Annotated in this window: 18 protein-coding genes and 1 riboswitch; of the genes, 7 read left to right on the plus strand and 11 right to left on the minus strand. The window is 69.6% G+C overall.

Annotated elements, in window-relative coordinates; genetic code table 11:
* Window positions 1–41: 41 nt before the first annotated feature.
* The 3 genes from QNJ30_25440 to QNJ30_25450 form a co-directional block, all read right to left on the minus strand.
* Window positions 42–1427, minus strand: coding sequence for a tetratricopeptide repeat protein (locus tag QNJ30_25440; protein MDJ0946806.1), 1386 nt, complete (start codon window positions 1425–1427; stop codon window positions 42–44).
* Window positions 1428–1823: 396 nt separating this feature from the next.
* Window positions 1824–3431: a thiamine pyrophosphate-binding protein gene (locus QNJ30_25445; protein MDJ0946807.1), complete on the minus strand. Its 1608-nt coding sequence runs from the start codon at window positions 3429–3431 to the stop codon at window positions 1824–1826.
* A 199-nt stretch (window positions 3432–3630) separates the two neighbouring features.
* Window positions 3631–4824, minus strand: coding sequence for an acyl-CoA dehydrogenase family protein (locus QNJ30_25450; GenBank protein ID MDJ0946808.1), 1194 nt, complete (start codon window positions 4822–4824; stop codon window positions 3631–3633).
* 171 nt (window positions 4825–4995) lie between these two features.
* On the opposite strand from QNJ30_25450, the gene QNJ30_25455 reads away from it, so the two are divergent.
* Window positions 4996–5880 carry a LysR family transcriptional regulator gene (locus QNJ30_25455; GenBank protein ID MDJ0946809.1) on the plus strand — a complete coding sequence of 295 codons (885 nt, stop codon included), beginning with the start codon at window positions 4996–4998 and terminating at the stop codon, window positions 5878–5880.
* Window positions 5881–6083: 203 nt separating this feature from the next.
* Here QNJ30_25455 and QNJ30_25460 read toward each other — a convergent pair whose 3' ends face one another.
* Window positions 6084–7040: an acetyl-CoA carboxylase carboxyltransferase subunit alpha gene (locus tag QNJ30_25460; GenBank protein ID MDJ0946810.1), complete on the minus strand. Its 957-nt coding sequence runs from the start codon at window positions 7038–7040 to the stop codon at window positions 6084–6086.
* A gap of 112 nt (window positions 7041–7152) precedes the next feature.
* Window positions 7153–7290: riboswitch (TPP riboswitch) on the plus strand.
* 69 nt (window positions 7291–7359) lie between these two features.
* On the opposite strand from QNJ30_25460, the gene QNJ30_25465 reads away from it, so the two are divergent.
* The 3 genes from QNJ30_25465 (at window position 7360) to QNJ30_25475 (ending at window position 10032) form a co-directional block, all read left to right on the plus strand.
* Entirely contained in the window at window positions 7360–8319 is a 960-nt protein-coding gene (locus tag QNJ30_25465) for an ABC transporter substrate-binding protein (GenBank protein ID MDJ0946811.1), read from the plus strand.
* The gene (locus tag QNJ30_25470; GenBank protein MDJ0946812.1) at window positions 8316–9020 is read left to right on the plus strand and encodes a TenA family protein; all 705 of its coding nucleotides are present in this window, start codon (window positions 8316–8318) and stop codon (window positions 9018–9020) included. Before QNJ30_25465 ends, QNJ30_25470 begins: the two co-directional genes overlap by 4 nt.
* Window positions 9021–9249: 229 nt before the next feature.
* Window positions 9250–10032, plus strand: a complete 783-nt coding sequence (locus QNJ30_25475) for an aldolase/citrate lyase family protein (GenBank protein ID MDJ0946813.1) — start codon at window positions 9250–9252, stop codon at window positions 10030–10032.
* Window positions 10033–10042: 10 nt separating this feature from the next.
* Here the strand turns inward: QNJ30_25475 and QNJ30_25480 are convergent, their stop codons facing one another.
* From QNJ30_25480 to QNJ30_25490, 3 genes are all read right to left on the minus strand, one after another.
* Entirely contained in the window at window positions 10043–11338 is a 1296-nt protein-coding gene (locus QNJ30_25480) for a M24 family metallopeptidase (protein ID MDJ0946814.1), read from the minus strand.
* Window positions 11339–11556: 218 nt separating this feature from the next.
* Window positions 11557–12813, minus strand: coding sequence for a hypothetical protein (locus tag QNJ30_25485; GenBank protein MDJ0946815.1), 1257 nt, complete (start codon window positions 12811–12813; stop codon window positions 11557–11559).
* Between the two features lie 53 nt (window positions 12814–12866).
* On the minus strand, window positions 12867–13967 hold the full coding sequence (locus QNJ30_25490; GenBank protein ID MDJ0946816.1) for a trimethyllysine dioxygenase: 1101 nt from the start codon (window positions 13965–13967) through the stop codon (window positions 12867–12869).
* Between the two features lie 106 nt (window positions 13968–14073).
* On the opposite strand from QNJ30_25490, the gene QNJ30_25495 reads away from it, so the two are divergent.
* From QNJ30_25495 to QNJ30_25505, 3 genes are all read left to right on the plus strand, one after another.
* Entirely contained in the window at window positions 14074–14724 is a 651-nt protein-coding gene (locus tag QNJ30_25495; protein MDJ0946817.1) for a TetR family transcriptional regulator C-terminal domain-containing protein, read from the plus strand.
* Window positions 14725–14839: 115 nt separating this feature from the next.
* Window positions 14840–15661 (plus strand): transporter substrate-binding domain-containing protein, encoded by an 822-nt coding sequence (locus QNJ30_25500; GenBank protein MDJ0946818.1) that lies wholly within the window; start codon window positions 14840–14842, stop codon window positions 15659–15661.
* 67 nt (window positions 15662–15728) lie between these two features.
* The gene (locus tag QNJ30_25505; GenBank protein MDJ0946819.1) at window positions 15729–16694 is read left to right on the plus strand and encodes an amino acid ABC transporter permease; all 966 of its coding nucleotides are present in this window, start codon (window positions 15729–15731) and stop codon (window positions 16692–16694) included.
* A 201-nt stretch (window positions 16695–16895) separates the two neighbouring features.
* Here the strand turns inward: QNJ30_25505 and QNJ30_25510 are convergent, their stop codons facing one another.
* The 4 genes from QNJ30_25510 to QNJ30_25525 all read right to left on the minus strand — a co-directional run bounded on the left by QNJ30_25510 (window position 16896) and on the right by QNJ30_25525 (window position 21048).
* A complete protein-coding gene (locus tag QNJ30_25510) occupies window positions 16896–17879 on the minus strand; it encodes a CoA ester lyase (protein MDJ0946820.1) in 984 nt (327 codons plus the stop codon).
* Between the two features lie 232 nt (window positions 17880–18111).
* On the minus strand, window positions 18112–19056 hold the full coding sequence (gene xerD, locus QNJ30_25515; GenBank protein ID MDJ0946821.1) for a site-specific tyrosine recombinase XerD: 945 nt from the start codon (window positions 19054–19056) through the stop codon (window positions 18112–18114).
* Between the two features lie 5 nt (window positions 19057–19061).
* Entirely contained in the window at window positions 19062–20930 is a 1869-nt protein-coding gene (locus QNJ30_25520; GenBank protein ID MDJ0946822.1) for a hypothetical protein, read from the minus strand.
* The gene (locus tag QNJ30_25525; GenBank protein MDJ0946823.1) at window positions 20911–21048 is read right to left on the minus strand and encodes a hypothetical protein; all 138 of its coding nucleotides are present in this window, start codon (window positions 21046–21048) and stop codon (window positions 20911–20913) included. Before QNJ30_25525 ends, QNJ30_25520 begins: the two co-directional genes overlap by 20 nt.
* Window positions 21049–21234: the final 186 nt, after the last annotated feature.

Here is a 21234-nt window from a genome sequence, read left to right on the forward strand (position 1 = left end):
GACGAGTCGGCCGCGGCGCGCCCGAGGCAGCGCCGCGGCTGTCAGTGCACCATCAGGGACTGCATCTTGGCGTTGGTGCGCGCGGCCTCGCTGTGGAGCCCCAGGCCCTCCAGCGCCCGGGCGCGCATGCGCCAGTTCTGCGGACTGGTCGGCTTCAACTCAGTGCGCTCGTTGGCCAGGGACAGGGCCAGCCTGTGCCGCCCGGCGCGCAGCGCCGCCTCCAGCAGGGTCCAGGCGATGATGTCGCGCTGGGCGTGGCTGCCGCCCAGGTAATGGGTCCGGTAGCGGATCGGCAGCAGCAGCTCGACGACCTGGTCGTAGTCGCTCTTGGCGAAGGCCTGGGCCGCGCGGCAGAAGGGCAGGCCGACGGTGCGGGTCATGGCCACGTTGGCGTCGTTGGCGTGGCGGGCGTAGCGCTCGTTGGCGTTGAGCACGGCCTCGGCAAGGTCGTCGCGGCCGTCACAGACGAAGGTGATCATGGCGTGGACGTCGTTGAAGGCATAGAGCGTGTCGGTCGCGCTCGGCGCCCACTTGTCGGCCAGCCGCTTCCAGCGCTGGCCGACGTCGACGTCGAGCAGCTTGAGCCGCCAGAGCAGTGCCGCGGAGTCCAGCTCCTCGTACTTGTCGCCGGTCGGGTCGTCGTTGCGCAGCTTGTCGTCGTAGATCGCCAGGACCCGGTCGTATTGCCCCAGGTCCAGGTGGAAGAGCGAGAGGTGCCACCAGAGATGGTTGGCGAAGTTGCCGTAGGCCCAGTCGTCCTCGCGGCTGGCCATCCACCAGATGCCGCCCTGCTGCCGACCCTTCATCTCCATGACGTGGGCGACGGCGTGGATGGCGTAGGCGTCCTGCGGGTTCATCGCCACCGCATGGCGGCCGTATTCCTCGGCGCGGGAGAAGTCGCGGCATTCCTCCAGTCCGAAGGAATAGAGCCCGAGGACGTAACCGTAGCCCGGAATGCCCTCGTCCCAGTCGGGGAAGACCCGGGCGACGACGTCACGCTGGTCGGTCACGTCGCCGAGCAGCACGTCCGAGAGATGGGCCAGCTGCAGCGCCAGGAGGTCGCGCGGATGCTCGACCAGGACAGCCTCCCAGCGCCGTACCGCTTCATAGAAGTCGCCGTCGCACCAGGCGCGGATCGCGGCGATGTGGCCGCGCTCGCGGTCGTTGGCCTGGTCGGCCAGGGCCTCGGCCGCGTGCAGGCTGGCGCACATGTCGTCGTAGATCCGGGTCTCCATGGCCTGGGTCAGCAGCCCGGCCTTGAAGCAGTGGCCCATGACGAAGTCGGGATGCTCCGCCAGCACCGCGTCGATCATGCCGACGGGATCGCCGCGATAGCAGAGGAACTCCTCGTGCGCCGCCTCGAAGGCGTCGATGACCTTCCGGTCGCCAATCGAAACCGGGACGCCCCGGCAATCGGTCAGGGACATTAAGCTCGCCTCCTTCACTGGCCCCGAAATCCTTCGGTTGCAATTCCTGCCGAAGGGTCAGCGCTCCACGACTGTTTCGCCAGGCATCCTGACGACTTCAAACTAGAACCCAATCTGACGGTCTGCACGGCACGCTGAATCACAACTCCGCTATCGGGATTTGAGTGCTGGAGTTTCCGCAGGAAGCAGGTCACGGCAGTCCAGGCAATTCCTAACGCTCATTTCTGCGGCAGGCATAGCCCAACTGCGTTGTCCTACATCAATTGTCACGCCCGGAGCGCGTCCGCGCGGCGCTTCGCGCGATCCGGGCATCCATTGTGCCGTCCGCTCCATGGATGGCTGGGTCAAGCCCGGCCGTGACAGAGGAGACGTGTCGAGCCGCCAAGCGCTCAGTCCTCAAAGTCTCCCATCGTAGGCCTTGGCGCCGATGACCGCGGCCACCACGGTGAAAGTCTCGGCGGCCAAACCCTCGCTGACCGCCCGGTCCAGGTCCGCGCGGTTGTCGACCTCGACCCCGCGGCCGCCCAGGGCCTCGGCGACCCTTACGAAATCCGTGGCGCCGAAGTCGACACCCAGATTGGTGAGGCCGGAGTTGCGCTGCTTGAGCTCGATCAGGGCCAGGGAGGCGTCGACGAAGACCACGACCACGACCGGCAGCCTCATGTCGCGCAGGGTCGCGAGCTCGCCCAGGACCATCTCGAGCCCGGCGTCGCCGACGAAGGCCACCACGGGCCGCTCGGGCGCCGCCAGCTTGGCGCCCATGGCCAGCGGCAGGGCGCAGCCCATGGTGCAGAGCCCGGAGGACTGCAGCAGGCTCCGCGGCGCGGGGCAGGTCCAGACCTGGGACAGCAGGATGCGGTGGGCGCCGCTGTCGACCGTGGCGATGCCCTCGGCCGGCAGGGCCTTGCGCACCTGGTCGACGACCGCCGCAGGGCCCCAGTCCTCCTCGGCCCGGAAGGCTCCGGCCAGGGCCGCCTTGGCCGCCGCCGGGGCGCCGTTGGACCAGACGCCGTTGGGCTTGGCCGCGGCGCCGAGGGCGGCCAGGCCAGCGCCTATGTCGCCGGCGAAGCTGACGCTGGTCTCGTGCACCCCGTGGGGGTGCGGCGCGGCGGTGAACTCGACGATCTCGGCCTTGGCCGGGTCCCAGGGATGGCACCAGCCGTGGCGCATCTCGATCGGGTCGTAGCCGGCGAGCAGGATCAGGTCGCTCATCTCGACCAGCGGCAGCAGGTGCTTGTCGGCCAGGGGCGAGAGCCCGGCACCGCCGAGGGCCAGGGGCTCGTCCTCGGGCAGCACGCCCTTGGCCTTGTAGGTGGTGATCACCGGGACGTGGAAGCGCCGGGCGAAGTCGGCCACCGCCGCCTCGGCGCCCTGGGCCAGGACCTCGAGCCCGGTGATCAGGATCGGTCGCTCGGCCCTGTCCAGCAGGGCGGCGGCAGCAGCGATGTCACCGTCGTCCGGGCGCATGGCGCCGCGCCGGGCCGGGCGGAAGGGCCGCGGTTCAGGCTGGTCCTTGGTCGCCAGGCTGATCGGCACGTCGATGTGGACCGGCCCGGGCCGGCCCTCGGTGGCGATCGCCAGGGCCTTGTCGACCAGGCCCTCGACCGCGCCGTCGGCCAGGGTGAAGCTGGCCTTGGTGACCGGCTTCAGCAGCGCCGTGTGGTCGAAGACCTGGTGGGTGTAGCCCACGGCCTCGGCCGGATCGACGCAACCGGTCAGCACGATCAGCGGCACCCGGTCCTGCTCGGCGTTGGCGATGACGTTGACCGCGTTGGCCACCCCCGGGCCGATGGTCGCCACCAGGATCCCCGGCGCCCCGGTCACGTGATGGGTCCCCTCGGCCATGAAGCCGGCCGGATTCTCGTGCTTGCTCAGGTGAAAGGCGATGCCGGCCTCGGCCAGGGCGTCCATCACCGCCAGCACCTCGCCCCCGGGGATCCCGAAGGCGTAGCGGCAACCCGCCCGGCGCAGGCGCTCGGCGAGGATCTGGGCGGCGGTGGGCATCAGGACATCTCTCCGCGGAAAGACTTTGTGCGGCGACTCCCCCCCACCCTGGCCCTCCCCCACCAGGGGGGAGGGGACGATGTTTCGGGGCTCGGGCTCACTCTCACCGACGCAGGACCACACTCCCTCCCCCCTGGTGGGGGAGGGTCGGGGTGGGGGGGAAGTCCCAAGCCAGCTTTATCGGCAGAGATCACCCTTCCTACTCCGCCGCGCGTTCCAGGTTGAGATAGCCGTCGCGGGTCTGGGGCAGCTTGCGGTCCAGGATGCGCGAGGCGATCACCGTGCGCAGGATCTGCGCGGTGCCGCCGCCGATGGTGAACATCCGGGCGTCGCGCACCATGCGCTCCAGCGGGTTGTTGCGCGAATAGCCGGCGGCGCCGTAGATCTGCAGGGCGTCGTTGGTGACCTTGATCGCCATCTCGGAGGCGAAGACCTTGGCCTGGGCCGCCGCCAGGACGTCGGGAAAGCCGTCGCAGTCGGCCGCCTTATGGACCAGCGCCCGGGCCGCCTCGATCTGGGTTGACATGTCGGCCAGCATCCACTGCAGGCCCTGAAACTCGAAGATCGGCCGGCCGAACTGCTCGCGCTTGCGGCTGTAGTCCAGGGCCAGATCGTAGGCCCCGGTGGCGATGCCGAGGGAGACCGCCGCCGCGCCGGTGCGCTGGGCGTTGTAGGCCTTCATCAGGGACCCGAAGCCGTGCGCCAGGCCGCCAGGCGGCAGGATCAGGCGCTCCTTGGGCAACGTCAGGTCCTGGAAGAAGACCTCGGTCTCGGGGATGCCGCGCAGCCCCATGGTCGGCTCGCGCCGGCCGATGACCAGGCCCTGGTCCTCTTCGCGGATGGCGATGAAGCCGCCGATGCCCTGCTCGACCGCGCCGTCGAAGACGCGGGCGAAGACCAGGTGCAGCCGCGACACCCCGCCGCCGGTGATCCAGTGCTTGCCGCCGTTGATGACGTAGTGATCGCCCCTGCGCTCGGCGCGGGTCGACATCTCGGTCGCGGCGCTGCCGGCGTCGGGCTCGGTGATGCAGATCGCCGGCTTGTCGCCGCCAAGGACCAGGTCCGCCGCGAGCTGCTTCTGCGCCTCGGAGCCGTAGGTCATGATCGCGCCGATCGCGCCCATGTTGGCCTCGACCGCGATCCGCCCGGTGACCCCGCAGGCCTTGGCGACCTCCTCGATGACCAGGACGGCGTCCATGTAGCCCAGCCCGGCGCCGCCCTGCGCCCTCGGGATGGTCATGCCGAAGAACCCGGCCTCCTTCATCGCCTCGACGGCGTCCCAGGGGTATTCCTCGGTCCGGTCGATCTCGGCGGCGCGCGGCGCGATGACCTCGCGCGCCAGCGCGCGCGCCTTGGCCTTGAGGGCCTGACGTTCGGCGGTCAGTTCAAACATGCTTAGAGTCCTCGAGTCTCGGGAGCCTGGACTCGGTCGGGTGCAACACCCTTGGCACGGCTCCGCGCTATCCTTCGCGGCCGGCGCCGGGGTGTTGCCGGCGCCGGAATGAATTTGAGCATAGTCCCATCAAAGGTTATGTTCAAATGAGTAAAGACTCATGTTGGGCCCATGACCCTCACCCAGCTGGAGATTTTCCGCGCCGTGGTCGAGCGCGGCAGCTTCACCGCCGCCGCGCGGCGCCTCGGCATCACCCAGTCCGGGGTCAGCCACGCCATCGCCAGCCTGGAGTCGGAGCTCGGCGTGCCGCTGATCGAGCGCAGCCGCTCCCACTTCGCCCTGACCGACATCGGCGAGACCATCCACGGCCGGATCCAGGAGCTGCTGGCCCTGGCGCGCCTGATCCACCAGGAGAGCGCCGCCGCCCGCGGCCTGCCCCAGGGCAGCCTGCGCATCGGCTCCTTCGGCGCCAGCGCCTCGCTGCGGCTGCTGCCCAACCTGATCGCCGGCTTCCAGGTGCGCTATCCCGGGATCACGATCCACGTCGAGGAGGGCATCGACGCTGAGGTGCTGAACTGGATTCACGAGCGCCGGGTCGACGTCGGCTTCGTGGTCCTGCCCAACGAGGACTTCGACGCGGTCCACATCGCGACCGACCAGCTGCTGGCCCTGCTGCCCCGGGACCATCCCCTGGCCGGCAAGGCGGCCCTGACCCCGGGCGAGCTGGGCGCCGAGCCCTTCATCATGACCCTGGGCGGCAGCGGCCCTCTGGTCGAGGCGCTCTTCGCCGAGGCCGGGGTCCAGCCCAGCGTCCGCTTCCGGATCCAGCAGATGTCTTCGATCCTGAGCCTGGTGCGCCGCGGCCTGGGCGTCTCCATCGTCGCCGAGCTGGCCCTGCCCGAGGATCTGGCCGGGGTCGCCGCGATCCCCCTCAAGCCGCGCCGGACCCGCGCCATCGGCCTCGCCCTGCGCAGCGCCAACCCCTCTCTGGCCGCCCGCGCCTTCTTCGACTTCGCCGAAGGCCTGCCGCGGAGGCAGATTCTGGCGCAGGGGTAAGCGTCCCGGCAGCCCTGAGCCACAAGCGTCGTGTCCTCGAAGGCTGTCATGCCCGCCTCAAACACCACTGTCATGCCCGGACTTGATCCGGGCATCCATAGGTCCGCTTGCTCGATGGATCCCCGGGTCACGCCCGGGGATGACAGGAGAACAAAACGAAAGTTCGCGCTAAACCAGTCGAAGGACTGCGGCTTGGGACACGCCTAGGACAGCCCCTTCTGGCCCATATCGAGGAACTTCTTGCGGCGCTGGGCCTTGAGGCCGGGGCCGTCCTCGTGGATCAGGGACAGGAGGGCGCGTTCCAGGGCGTCGCCGACCGCTTCCACGGTCTTGCCCTTCTCGCGGTGGGCGCCGCCCAGGGGCTCGGCGACGACCTCGTCTATGACGCCGAGCTCGGCCAGGTCCTGGGCGGTCAGCTTCAGGGCCTCGGCGGCCTGCTCGGCCTGGTCGGCGCTGCGCCAGAGGATCGAGGCGCAGCCTTCGGGCGAGATCACCGAATAGATCGAGTGCTCCAGCATCAGGACCTTGTTGGCGGTGGCGATGGCGATGGCGCCGCCGGAGCCGCCCTCGCCGATGATCACCGAGACCAGCGGCACCTCGATGCCCAGGCAGACCTCGATCGACTTGGCGATGGCCTCCGCCTGGCCGCGCTCCTCGGCGCCGATGCCGGGATAGGCGCCCTTGGTGTCGACCAGGGTGATGACCGGGACCTTGAAGCGCTCCGCCATGTGGAATAGGCGCTGGGCCTTGCGATAGCCCTCTGGCCGCGCCATGCCGAAGTTGCGGGCGATGCGGTCGCCGGTGTCGCCGCCGCGCTCGTGGCCGAAGACCATGACCGAATAGCCGCGGAAGCGCCCGAGGCCGCCCTCGATCGCCTTGTCGTCGCCGTAGAGCCGGTCGCCGGCCAGGGGCGTGAACTCCTCGACCAGCCCGGCGACGTAGTCGGTGAAGCGCGGCCGGTCGGGATGGCGCGCGACCATGGTCTTCTGCCAGGGGCTGAGCTTGGCGTAGGTCTGCTTCAGCAGCCGGTCGGCCTTGCCCTGCAGCTTGGAGACCTCGTCGGCGATGTTGACGTCGCCGCTGTCGGAAAGGTGCCGCAGCTCCTCGATCTTGCCTTCGAGCTCGGCGATCGGCTTTTCGAAGTCGAGAAAGTTGTGCATTCAACGCTCTAGATGCATGACGCCAGAAAGGCCGCATAGCAGGCCGCGGCCGCTAGTTCAATCCCCGGCACGCCCCGCGCCTTGACCGCGGCGCGGGCTGCGCCCATGATCGCAGCATTCCTAGGGGTGCCCAAGGGGAGGCGTCGCCTCCGCCACGGGCTGAGATTCCGCCAAGGCGCGCCGCGCCGCGCGGGGACCCTTCGAACCTGATCCGGGTAATGCCGGCGCAGGGAACGGAAGCGACCGACAAGACGAGCCCTTCTCCGTCCCGCCCCTTTCCCGGATCTCCTGTCTCTCGTTTGACAAGGGAGGTCCGTCGATGTCCAGACCCACAGCCAAACCCGGCGCCGCGCTCCTCGCCGCGCTCTTCGCCCTGCTCGTCCTGCCCGGCGGCGCCCGCGCGGAGAAGCTCACCGTCCTGCTCGACTGGTTCGTCAATCCCGACCACGGGCCGCTGATCGTGGCCCAGCAGCGCGGCTTCTTCGCCGAGGCCGGCCTGGAGGTCGAGATGATCGAGCCGGCCGATCCCAACGACCCGCCGCGCCTGGTCGCGGCCAAGAAGGCGGATGTCGCCATCTCCTACCAGCCGCAGCTGCACATCCAGATCGGCGCCGGCCTGCCCCTGGCCCGCTTCGCGACCCTTGTGGCGACGCCGCTGACCACCCTGCTGGTGCTGGACGAGAGCCCGGTCAAGACCATCGCCGACCTCAAGGGCCGCAAGGTCGGTTTCTCGGTCGGCGGCTTCGAGGACGCGATCCTCAAGGCCATGCTGGAGCCCAACGGGCTTTCGCTCTCGGACATCGAGCTGATCAACGTCAACTTCTCGCTCAGCCCGGCGCTGATGTCGGGCCAGGTCGACGCGGTGATCGGCGCCTACCGCAACTTCGAGCTCAACCAGCTCGAGATCGAGGGCCGCAAGGGCCGCGCCTTCTACGTCGAGGAGGAGGGCGTGCCGGCCTACGACGAGCTGATCGCCGTCACCCACCGCGAGCGCCTTTCGGACCCGGCCCTGGCCAGGTTCGTCGAGGCCATGGAGCGCGGCGTTCAGTACCTGGTCAACCATCCGGAGGAGAGCTGGCAGCTCTTCGTCTCCTACAAGCCGGAGCTGGACGACGAGCTGAACCGCCGGGCCTGGCGCGACACCCTGCCGCGCTTCGCCCTCCGGCCGGCGGCCCTCGACCGCGGCCGCTACGAGGCCTTCGGCAGTTTCTTGGAGAAACAGGGCGTGGTCGAGAAGCTGCCGCCCTCGGCCGACTACGCCGTGGAGCTGACACGATGACCGGCGACGGCGAGGGCCCGGGCTTCGCCGACTGGCGCGGCGCGCGCGCGGACGCCGGGTTCAGCGACTGGCTGGCCGCCCGCGCCGAGCCCTACTGGAGCCGAACGGTCGAGCACCGCTTCACCCGCGAACTGGCCGCCGACGAACTGCCGGACGCGGTCTACCGGCGCTACCTGATCCAGGACTATGCCTTCATCGACGTCCTGGTCCGGGTCGTGGCCTATGCCATCGCCAAGGCCCCCGACATGCCCCCGAAGAGCCGGCTTTCCGCCTTCCTGGCGGCGGTGACCAGCGAGGAGAACGACTACTTCCTGCGCAGCTTCGAAGCCCTCGGGGTCGAAGCCGAGACCTGGCGCAACGCGCCGCTCGGGCCAACCGCCAGCGCCTTCCGCGAGGTCATGCTGGGCGCCGCGCAGGACGGCGGCTACGAGGAGGTCCTGGCGGTCTTCCTGCCGGCCGAGTGGTGCTATCACTCCTGGGCCAAGGCGGCCAGCGGCCAGACGCCGACGCGCTTCTACTTCAAGGAATGGATCGAGCTGCACGACAACCCGGAGTTCGAGGCCTTCGTGGCCTGGCTGCGCGCCGAGATGGACCGCCGCGGCCCGGCCCTCCCGGCCGAGCGCCAGGAGCGCCTCGCCGCCCTCTTCCGCAGCATGATGGCCCTGGAGGTCGCCTTCTTCGACGAGGCCTACGAGGGCTAGGCGCCGGGCACTTACAACCTCCCGCTGTCATGGCCGGGGCGCGTAGGGGGCGTGGCCCAGTGCTTCGCACCGCTTCGCGCGACCCGGCCATCCATGGTGCCGCGGCTCGATGGATGCCCGGATCAAGTCCGGGCATGACGGCAGATGTGGAGCCATCCTTGGTGCTCCGTCGCAGCGCCGGGGCTATGCTGGCTTGGAGCACCGCCGAACGCGCGAGGAGGAAGGCCCCATGATCGAGATCCCCAACGTCGCCAAGGAGAGGCTCGAGGCCGGCGGGCTGGCCCTCGGGGTCGGGCTGCGCCAGGCGCGCACGGTCGACATCGCCCGGGCGATGAAGACCGCCGGCTTCGACTGGTTGTTCATCGACATGGAGCACAACGCCATGGACGTGGACATGGCGACCCAGATCAGCGTCGCCGCCCAGGACGCCGGCATCACCCCGCTGGTCCGGGTGCCCGGCTTCGAGCACCACCACGCCAGCCGGGTGCTCGACTGCGGCGCCCAGGGCATCGTGGTGCCCCACGTCGACGACGCCGAGACCGCGGCGCGGATGGTCTCCAACTGCCGCTTCCCGCCGCTCGGGCACCGCTCCATGGCCGGGGCGCAGCCGCAGATCGCTTTCGAGGCCCACCCGGTCGGCGAAATCGCGGAAGCGGTCAACGCGGCGACCTTCCTGGTGCTGATGCTGGAGACCCCCAAGGCGATCGAGAACGCCGAGGCGATCGCGGCCGTGCCCGGCGTCGACGCCCTGCTGATCGGCACCAACGACCTCTGCCTGGAGATGGGCATCCCCGGGGACTACGGGAACGACCGGGTGGTCGAGGCCTACGAGCGGGTGATCGCGGCCTGCCGGCGCCACGGCGTGCACCCCGGCATGGGCGGCGTCTACGCACCGGAGCTGGCGAAGCGCTATGTCGACATGGGGATGCGCCTGATCCTGGCCGGCGGCGACTTCGCCTTCCTCATGGCCGGCGCCAAGGCCCAGGCCGCCAGTTTCCGGGAGATGCTCTGACGCTGGTCCCCTAAGGACCCTCGAGGGGGTCGAAGCCCCAGGAGAAGAGCGGGCGGCCGCCTTGGGGCGTGACCTGGACCACCTCCTCCAGCCACCAGCGCTCCCGCTCGCCGCCGGGATAGAGCAGGTGCAGCGGCACCACCATGTCCGCCTCCAGGACCCAGTCGGTGTTGGAGCGGCCCTCGGCGGTGGTGAGCTCGACGTCGTAGTGGGAGAGGCCGAGGCCGTGGAAGAAGACCAGCGCCGCGGCGGGATCCGGCGCACCGGCCTTGCGGTAGGCTTCGCGGCCCAGGGACTGGAGCTGGCTGATCCGGGCGCCGGGCTTCATCGCGGCGATCACCTCTTCCGCGACCGCCGCCGTGGCGCGCGCGTGGTCCCGCGCCGGGCCTTCGGGCGCGCCCTCGACGACCCAGGTCTTGCCGCCGTCCCAGCAATAGAGGTCGAGCGTGCCGTGGCAGTCGAACATAACGTGGGCGCCGCGTTCCAGGGGCCGGTCTGCCAGCCCCGGCTCCAGCATCAGGGTCGCCTCGGCGCCGCGCGGATGCCCCCAGACCATGCCGCCGGGATCGCGCACGAAGCCGCCCAGGTCGCCGGCCGCCCGGCGGTAGGCGCGGTCGAGCTGGCGCCAGGTCATGCCGTCTTCCCAGCTCGCCATGGTGCGGCGGATCGCCGCCTCGTTGAGCCGGGTCGCCCGCTCGACCAGCGGCATCTCGGCCGCGGTCTTGACCGCCCGGGCGTACATCAGCGCGTCGTAGCCGTCGGCGACCTCCAGGCCGTCGAGCCCCAGGCGGACCCCGAAGCCCATGTCGTTGAAGGCGACCCGCCCGCGCTCCAGGCCGAGTTCTCCGAGCGCCCCGCGGACCGCATCGTTCATGTCGAAAGCGTAGCGGTCCCGCGCGGCCTCGGCCCAGCCGATCCCTTGCGCCCTGGCCGGCAGGAAACGGCTGATATCCTCGGCTGCGGGCGGCACGTCGATCGACAGCATGACGCCGCGGAAGGGCCGGATGTCCTCGATCCAGCTCGGCTGGTCCAGGAAGCTCGCCAGGTAGTACTCGGCGATCACCAGGATCGGATGCTCCGGCGCGTGGCGGGAGAGAATCACGGCATAGGGCCGAGGCTCGTCCGACTTGTGCGCCACGCCGTTGAAGCTGGAGAGGTAGAAGACGTTCAGGGGCTGGGTCGCGACCACGCCGTCCAACCCCCGCGCCTCAAGGCCGTGGAGCAAACGCTCCAGGTTGCAGAGCCGCTTCGGCAGCGGCAGGCGTTGGAAATCGGCCGTTGTGTCGGTCTGGGCTGTGTCCGGCATGCGCGCTCTCCCCATCGTCGGCCCGAGGCACCGCCTAAAGCGGGATGATTTGAAGCTGAACCGGCTTCAAATCTGAATCCCGCTTTGCCTTGACGGTTGAGAGCACGATTCAGATATGAGGTCGATTCGACCTCATATCATCGTGCTCTAGGCGGTGTTCCGGCAAGGCGCCCAGCTTAGCGCAAAGCTCCGGCCGTCCGACAGGCGCCCGGCCTTCGTCAGTTGAGCCAGACGAAGTACCTGAAGAACCTGCCCGCAAAGAGCCGGGAGATCTGGTTCCAGGTTCGCCCGGACACGGTGTCGCCCTCCTCCAGGTAGGGCAGCGCGGCCGAGCCCTGGATCAGGAGGACGGGGTCGAAGGTCGTCGGCTCGGTGAAGATGCGGCGCAGGTTGATCCCCTGATCGAAGCGCCAATGCGGCACCAGCTTGCGGCCCTGTAGCAGGGCGTCGAATTCCTCGAGGAAGAGCCGCCAGCCCTCGATCCGTTCCTGCGTGATCGTCATCCGCGGCAGGACACCGGTCTGGGCCGGATTCGGGATCCATTCGCCGCGGTCGTCGGTCTCCGCCTGAACCCGCGTCCAGGTCTCGCGGCTGAGCCGGACCATGGCTTCGAGATGCTGCAGAACGCTGCGCATGCGGTCGGGCTCGACGACCGGCCAGTGCGTCAGATGCACGAAGGCGATGAAGTCGGCGACGTTGGCGAACCTGGCGGTCGGGACGGTCTTGGCGACCAGGGCCGCGTTGGGCAGCGCGGAGTCCGGGAAGAGGCCGTGAAAGGTCTGCTCGAAGCCCTCCTGCCAATCGTGGGCCAGGGGGAACTCGGCAATCGCCATCAGCAGGTGGCAATAGGCCCGCAGCCAGGGCACGTCGCTGCGGTCGAAGTCGGTCAGGAAGGCGTCGGCCGCTTCTTTCCTGATCCAGCGAAACTCCATCACCACCTGCAGGATCCGCCAAAGCGCCTCCTGATCCGAGGCCACGCCGTCGGCGTTCAGGTCCAGGTGGATGCGCGCGATGTTCAGGGGCAGATCGACATCGCGCTCGGCGACGGACGCCAAGGCGGCCTCCGCCGCCCGAAGGCGATCGATGAAGCCTTGCAGGACGTCGCGCAAGGCCCCATAGGTCACCTGCTCGGGGTCGGGGTTCGGCGGAACCGGCAGGCGGAGGATCGGGAGACCCGACAGACCCGCCCCGTAAGGCGGGCTGTAGCTGCTCGCCAGGCCGTAGCGATGGAGGCCCTGGCCCAGATGCTCCACAGCCTGCAGGAACCGCACCGCGCCCAGGGCGAAGCGGGCCCGATCGTCGTCCGGCTGATCGGCGAGGCGATCACGGGCGACCTCGGCGGCGGCCGCAGTCTTGCCGGCATAGAGGTGGGACTGGAGGTCCTCGATGAAGTCGGCCGACGCCGAAGCGCTGGCGCTCCAGAGGATCAGGCCGGCGGCTGGTGCAAGCCATCCGAAAGCAAGGCGCAGGGTCATGCGACCTGCGCTTACAGCAAGAGTGCTAACCGGAGGCTAACACAAGGGAGCGCTCAGCCCGGCGGCAGCCGCAGTCGGCTCTCCAGGTCCTCGCGGTTGAGGTAGAAGCCGGCCATGTGGCGATGGCCGGTGAAACCGGTGCGGGCGTGCAGGATCCGCCAGTTGTCGAAGAGCACCGCAAGGCCGGGCCGGAGCTGCAGGCGCAGGTGGTAGGCCTCCTCCGAGAGCAGGGCGTGGAAGCGGCGCAGCGCCGCATAGAAGGCCTCGGTGACCGCCGGCTGCGGCCGGAAGGGGGCGCGGTCGAAGTTGTTGAAGCAGACCCGCCGCAGGGCGCCGGCCGCGTCCAGGCCGAGGACGGGATGGCGGGCCAGGAGGTGGACGCCGTCGCCGAGGTACTCGCCGGGGACCTCGAGCTCGCTCAGCAAGCGGAAGGCCTCCGGCGCCTCCGCGCGCAGCCGTTCGGCGACCCGGAAGCCGTCGGCGAAGACGTTGACGGCGCCCTCGCCGTCGAAGGCCAGGCAGTGCAGACACTGCAGGCCCGGCGGGTCCTCGCTGTAGGTGCCGTCCGTGTGCAGGCCCACGGCCTCGTTGGAATAGGCCGAGTCGGCGCGGGCGCCGTCGGCCTGGAAGTCCCAGACGCCGCCGAAGATGGTCTCGCGGACGTAGGCGATGCGCTCGGCCAGGCGCCGGGTCGCGGCCAGCTCGCTCGGCAGCCCTTCCACCAGGACCAGCCCGTCGCGCCAGAAGTCGGACAGCAGGCGGCGCAACGCCGCGTCGTCCCCGAGGATCCCGGAGAAGCCATGGCGAGCGGGGGCCGGCGGCCCCTCCGCCCAGAGCCGCCGCTCGGGCAACACCGCCTCGCCGAAGGCCTGGGCCCTGAGAAAGGCGGAGTCATAGCGGCTGTTCAGGTCTTCCTGGCGCCAGGCGACCTCCAGGGCTGCACCGGAGTCGCGGAGCTCGACCGTCTCGGCGGCGAGGTCATCGGGGATGGCGAAGGTATCGACCCGCCGCTGGTTCGTCGTGGCGTCGTAGCTTTCCGGTGCCCGGCAATGGTCGCGGAGCCAGATCATGGGAAAATCGGCGCGGGCGCCGTCGGCCCAGGTGACCGCGAGGCCGCGGGGCGAGATTGCGGCAGACTCGATCTTCGGGGGCATGGGCGCCTCGCCTTCGCGCATTCGGAGATTTATTATCCATATGTATAATAAATTTTCCGCTATAGTGCCAGTGCCCATACGCCCTTCACCTCGACAGAGAGAGCCCTTGGCCAAAGCGGAGAGCCTCGAAGACGGCGGCGGACCGGTCCGGCGGCGCCTCGACGCCAAGCAGCGCCGCGCGGGCCTGATCCGGGCGACCATCGAGATCCTGGCGGAGACCGGCCCGCGTGCGGCCACGGTCCGGGCGATCTGCGCCCGCGCCGGAGTCTCGCACGGGCTGCTGCGGCACTACTTCGGCAGCCAGAAGGCTCTGGTCGCCGCCGCCTGCCACCGCCTGGCCTCGGACTACGACACGGAGATGAGCGAGATCCTGGACCAGGGCCAGGGCTCGGCCAGGGACCGATTGCGCCGGCTGTTCCGGCTGCTGTTCTCGCCGACCTGGGTCGACGACCGGACGCTGGGAGCCTGGGTCTCCTACTGGAGCCTGGTGCGCAGCGACGAGGAGGTCGCTGCGATCCACCGGGACTTCTACGCCCGTCAGCGCCTGCGGATCGCCGGGACCCTGGGCCGCCTCGCGCGGGAAGAGGGCCTGAGCCTCGACGCCAAGGCCGAGGCCCTCGCGATCACCGCCATGATGGACGGCCTCTGGCTGGAGCACTGCCTCGACCGCACCGGCTTCGAGCCAGAGGAAGCGATCGCGCTCTGCGAGGCCTGGCTCGAGCGCATGACGGCCGCAGCGACGGCGCGGACGGGCTAGCATTGCGCCTGTTCATCACCTCCTTGCGCGATAGAATGGCCGCCGAACCAAGGGCCGGCGGCGGCCTCCGCCGCGCGGCCCAAACAAGAAACGTCTGCAACAGGGAGACTCCGTGATGAAGCAGTTCCTGGCATGTCTGGCTCTGACCGCCGTGGCGCTCGCCAACCCGGCCTCGGCGGGCGAGGTCCTGGACCGGATCATGAAGTCCAAGACCCTGACCATGTCCTCCGACCCGGCCTATCCGCCGCAGTCCTTCCTCAACGACCAGAACGAGATGGACGGCTTCGACATCGACGTCGGCAAGGAGATCGCCAGGCGCCTGGGCGTCGAGCTCGAGATCATCACACCGGCCTGGGAGATCATCACCGCCGGCAACTGGGGCGGCCGCTGGGACATCTCGGTCGGCTCCATGACCCCGACCAAGGCGCGGGCGCAGGTGCTCGACTTCCCCGCCGTCTACTACTACACGCCGGCCTCCTTCGCCGTGCACGCGGACTCCGAGGCGAGCGGCCTGGGCGACCTCGCGGGCAAGACCATCGGCGTCTGCGGCGGCTGCACCTACGAGGCCTACCTCAAGAAGGAGCTGACCATCGACGCCGAGGGCGCGCCACCCTTCACCTACGACGTCGAGGCCGGCGAGATCCGCTCCTACGAGACCGACACCAACGCCTTCGACGACCTGCGGATCGGCGACGGCAAGCGCCTGGACGCGGTCTTATCCGCACTGCCGACCATCGAGGAAGCGATCAAGAACGGCTACCCGATGAAGGTCGTCGGCGACCCGGCCTTTTACGAGCCCCTGGCCGTGGCCCTGGACAAGGGCGATGCGGAGTTCGCCGCCAAGATCAAGGAGGTGGTCGCGGCCATGCACGCCGACGGCACCCTGACCAAGCTGTCGGAGAAGTGGTACGGCGTCGACCTGACCACGGTCAAATAGGCCGGCCGAGGCGAGGGCCCGCACGGGAGGGCCGACGAGGCATCCCGCCGGCCCTCGCGCCGCCCTTATGACCGCGCTTCTCTCCCTCTACGGCGACCGGCCCTGGGCCCGTCACCTGACCGTCTTCCTGGCGGCGTCGTTGGTCTTCGCGCTCTTCGACTTCAAGGAGACCCTGGTCGGCGACCTGCTGCGCCCGGCGATCGGCGAGCCGGCGGAGAGCGGCCTCCACGGCACGCTGGCGGTCGGCCTGGTGCTCGGCTTCCTTTTCGCGGTCAACCTGGCGGTTTTACGGCTCCTGCCCTACAAGGCGCAGATCGCGGTGACCTGGCTCGAGCTGCTGCTGCTCTTCCTGGCCTTCTTCGCGTCCTTCGACCTGTCCTACGAGTTCATCGGCCGCAAAATCGGCTTCCTGATCACCCAGGGCGCCTTCACCACCGTCTACATCTCGCTGATCTCGATCGCCATCGCCAGCGCCATCGCGCTGGTCGCCGCCCTGGCCAAGCTGAGCGACAGCGCCTTCGCCTTCGCCTGCGCCAGCTTCTACATCTCCTTCTTCCGCGGCCTGCCGCTGCTGATGCAGGTCTACCTGATCTACCTCGGCCTGCCGCAGCTCGGCTTCGTGGTCGATCCGGTCCCGGCCGGGGTCGCCGCGCTGTCGCTCTGCTACGGCGCCTACATGGCGGAGATCTTCCGCGCCGGGATCCAGGGCGTGCCCGACGGCCAGCGCGAGGCCGCGGCCGCGCTCGGCCTCAAGCCGGGGCTCACGATGCGCAAGATCGTCCTGCCCCAGGCGATGAAGCTGATCGTGCCGCCGACCGGCAACCAGTTCATCGCCATGCTGAAGGACTCCTCCCTGGTCTCCGTGGTCGGGGTCTGGGAGCTGACCTTTCTGGCCCGCACCCAGGGCCGCGCCGAGTTCAAGCACCTGGAGATGCTGATCACCGCCGCCTTCATCTACTGGGGCCTGTCGATCGTCTTCGAGCTGATCCAGTCCCGCATCGAGAAGCACTACGGCAAGAGCGACGTGAGGTAGGGCGGCGGGCCACAAGCCTCAACATCGCGCTTCGCGCTGACTGAAAGGATCGGTTCTATGACCTCATGCTTCGACAAGCTCGGCATGAGGGTGTTCCTTCACCTCGTCCGCGCCTGAGCGCCGGGCTACGCCCCCTGTCGAAGGGAGAGGTCGGCACCGCGTCGCGGAGCAGCGCCGCCTCGCCTTTGCCGACCGCCGGCCTCACCCGCCGGCGGCGGCGATCTGCTCGGCCTTGTGGACCATGACCTCGGCCTGCTTGATCGAGGCGATGTCGATCAGGCGGCCGTCGAGGGCGACGGCGCCCTTGCCCTCCTTCTGGGCCTGCGCCATGGCCTCGAGGATGCGCTTGGCGCGCTCGACCTCGGCGGCCGAGGGCGAGTTGACCTCGTTGGCGATGGCGGTCTGGGAGGGGTGGATCGCCCATTTGCCCTCGCAGCCCAGGCAGGCCGCGCGGTTGGCCTGGGCCCGGAAGCCGTCGGGGTCGGAGAAGTCGCCGAAGGGCCCGTCGATGGGCCTGAGGCCGTTGGCCCGGGCGGCGACCACCATATGCGAGACCGCGTAGTGCCACATGTCGCCCCAATGGTAGTCGCGCGCCTTGCCTTCCTCCTGGTCGGTCAGGACGCCGTAGAGCGCGTTGGGGCCGCCGATCACCGTGGTCCGCGCCTTGGTCGAGGCGGCGTAGTCGGCGACGCCGAAGTGCAGGCTCTCGTTGCGCTTGCTGGCCGCGGCGATCGCCGCGACGTTCTGCATGCCCAGCGCCGTCTCGATGATGATCTCGAAGCCGATCCTCTTCTGCCGGTCCGTGGCGTCCTCGATCTGGCTCACCAGCATGTCGACGGCGTAGATGTCGGCCGCCGTGCCGGCCTTGGGGATCATGATCAGGTCCAGGCGCTCGCCGGTCTGCTCCAGGACGTCGACCACGTCGCGGTACATGTAGTGGGTGTCCAGGCCGTTGATCCGCACCGACAGGGTCTTGCTGCCCCAGTCGATGTCGTTCAGGCCCTCGATGATGTTCTTGCGCGCCTGCACCTTGTCGTCGGGGGCGACGGCGTCCTCGAGGTCGAGGAAGATGACGTCGGCCGGCCCCGCGGCCGCCTTCTCGAAGAGCTCGGGCCGGCTGCCGGGCACGGCCAGCTCGCTGCGGTTGAGGCGCGCCGGCGCCGGTTCAACGATGGTGAAGCTCATGGTGACTGCCCTCCAGACAAAGCGATGGCGGCTTGCATCGGCAAGGCCGCCCGTTCCCGCGTTCCGTTTTCGGCCCAGGTTCTGGCCCCTCGGACCGGCCCTGTCAACCGGAGTTGACGCTGGCGCGGGATGATTTGAAGCCGAGCGGACTTCAAACCTGAATATTATTACATTTCAATATTTTAGAGTAAGATTCAGATAAGAAGTGCCTTCAACCTCATATCATCGTCCTCTAGCGCCACCGGGCCAGGGGATGGTGGTCCCGGACCAGGCTCTTGAGCCGCTCGTTGAGCACGTGAGTGTAAATCTGGGTGGTCGATATATCGGCGTGGCCCAGCATCTGCTGCAGGGCCCTGAGGTCGGCGCCGTGGTCCAGCAGGTGGGTGGCGAAGGCGTGGCGCAGCACGTGGGGGGAGACCTTGTTGCGCGGGATCCCGGCCTCCACCGCCAGTTCCTTGAGAAGCTGCCCGACCCGCTGCCGGGTCAGGTGCCCGTCACGGCCGCCCGAAGGAAAGAGCCAGGGCGAGTCCGCTTTATCCGGCAGGAAGTGCCGGCGCTGTGGCAGGTAGGCGGCGACCGCGGCCCGGGCCGGCTCGCCCAGCGGTACCAGGCGCTCCCGGCCGCCCTTGCCGCGCACGAAGATCACCCGGGGATCGCGGCGCACCGCCGCCAGCGGCAGCGAGACCAGCTCCGAGACCCGGAGGCCGCTGGCGTAGAGCAGCTCCAGCAGCGCCAGGAGCCGCAGGGCTTCGGGACCCCTTCGGGCCCGAGCCGCGGCCAAGAGGGCGTCGACCTCGGCCTCGCTCAGGACCTTGGGCAGGCGCCGGCCCTGGCGCGGGCTGTCCAGGGCGGCCGCAGGATCGTCGCCGCGAAAGCCCTCGGCGTAGAGGAACTTGTGGAACTGGCGCAGGGTCGAGAGGCGCCGGGCCGCGGTGCGCGGCGACAGCCCGCGGCGGCCCAGGCTCGCCATGTAGGCGCGCAGGTCCGCGCCGCGGGCGGCGGCCACACCGCGCCCGCCCCCGGGCCCGCTCAGGAAGTCGGCGAAGTCGGCGAGATCGCGCAGATAGGCGGCCAGGGTGTTGGGCCGAGCGTCGCGCTCGGCGACCAGCATCTCCAGGAAGGCTTCGACCTGCCGGTCGACGGCCCGGTCCTTGCCGGCCGGTCCCCGAGCGGCCACGCGGATCAGACGCCGCGGGCCAGCGCCGCCTCGATGGCCAGCAGGCGGGCCTCGCGCTCCAGGCCGACGTTGCTGAGCGCGGTCAGCACCCGCTCCAGGGCCAGCAGATGGCTGCCGCCCGGTCCGGCCTGGCCGAGCACCAGGAGCGAGAGCAGCACGGTCTCGCCCAGGCGTCCGCTGCCGCTCGCGCCCTCCAGGGCAAAGAGGACCGAGGCGTCGGGCACCGCGGTCGCCGTCTCGTCGGTGCTGGCGGCGATCTCGGACCAGTCGAGCGGCCCGCCGCCGCCCAAGGCGCGCAGGGTGATCTGCAGCAGTGCCACCCGCGAGGAAAGCGCCGAGGGGTCTTCGTTCTGGTTGGCCGAGATCCAGGCGTTCAGGTCGCCGTCCCAGGGCACGCTGGGCAGCCCGGCGAGCCGGGCATAGGGCCAGAGTGTGGTCACCGCGGCGGCCGCGGTCGGGATGGTCATGGCCTCCTGGCGGGCCAGGCCCATCCAGGCCTCGGCCTGCTGGAAGCGGCCGAGGGCGAAGAGCGCCTGGCCGGCGGTGCTGGTGAAGTCGGAAAGTTCGGGCGCCGGCTGCAGGATCAGCAGGATCGGCTCGTAGAGTCGCGCCACCGCGAGGTAGTCCTGCGGCGAGGGCGCGGCGTCCAGGGCCGCCGCGATCATGTCCGCCTGGTCCTCGGGCGCCGCCGCGTCGGCCATGGCGGCCTGGTAGCGCAGCGCGCGGGCCCGGCTGCCCTCCCATTCCAAGGCGCGGCTGCGGAAGGCGGCCAGATCCGCTTCGGCGATCTCGACCTGGCTGTAGAGCCGTCCAAGGTCCGCCGCCGGCAGGACCCCCAGGGCGACCGCCTCCTCGGCGACCTCGATCCGCCGCTCGAGGGACAGGTCGGGGCTGCGGGCCATGGCGAAAAGCATGCCCGGATGAATCTCCTGGGCCGTCTCGTCGGCTAGGGAGGCGTCCAGGCGCTGCAGGATCGACAGCTCGAAGACCGAGGGATTGCCGATCACCGGAATATCCGAGGCTCCGCCGGAGGCGGCCTCCGCCAGGGCGATGAAGCTGTCATCGTCGCCGCTGGACTGCTCGCGCAGCAGGCCGACGCCAAGCGCCGCGCCGGCCATCTCGCCGGCATGGATCTGGCAGAACACGAGGGCCTTCTGCCAATAGAGGCTCTGTTCACCCTGGCCGACGACGTTGCGCACCGAGCGGCAGGCCTGGTCGGCGTTTCCGGCCAGCAGGTAGGCCTCGACCCGCGCCCGCTGGATCGACTCGTCGGCGTTGCGCTCCGGGACCACGCGCAGCAGTTCCTCCAGGCCCTCGATCTGGCCCAGGGCCGCCAAGTGCTCGATGCGCAGCTTCAGGAGGCTGTCGCCTTGACCCCCGACCTGGCCCGCCGGGGGAACCGCCGCCGAGAGCAGAAGGCGGCTGGCCAGTTCGCGCAGCGATGGCGAATCGATCTGATCCGAAAGCCGTGCCATGAAGCGCAGCACGACATGGCGTTTGGAGCCGCGCCACATGTCGCTGCCGAAGCCCCCATTGCCGGAGTCCAGCGTTCCTACGGCTTCGAGATCGATGGTCCCGAGACGGTTGACCTCGATCTCGCTAGAGGGCGCCGGCGGCTCGGCGGGGTCCAGCCGCGGGCCGCCGGTCAGGGGCTCGGGCTGCAGGATCTTGGTCGCATCCTCGGGGCGAAGCCCCGCGCTCTCGTCGGGCAGCAAGTTGAGCGGCCGGCTGAAGGCCGTGGGCGCCTGCTCGCCGTCCTCGGCCGACGGGCCCTGGGCGGCGCCCATCGAGGGGACGACCAGAACCGTCAGGCAGCCGAGGGCAGCCGCAAGCGCGGACCGCGCGAACAAGGTGTCAGCGCGGGAAACGATCATCCGGTATGACCTTTTCCACCAGTGTCGTCGGCGCCGGAATTTCCCAGGTCATGAGAAAGCCGCCGCCGATGACCACCACCGCGACAACCAAGGTCACCGCAATTACCGATTTTGACATCGACCCCCGCGCTCTTGCCACAATTCTCGAGGAAACCACTCCAGGAACGGCGACCCGCCTGAACCCCGCCCTGTCCGCCGGCCTCTGGCGACACGGGCTTGCGTGGTCCCGACGCCAGTATGCTAGGTTTCGACTATGGCCAATTTGCGGCAGTTTATCGGCGCTTCGAATCCGGCGCAACGGGGC

This window comes from Kiloniellales bacterium (genome assembly GCA_030066685.1).
GTDB lineage: Bacteria > Pseudomonadota > Alphaproteobacteria > Kiloniellales > JAKSBE01 > JAKSBE01.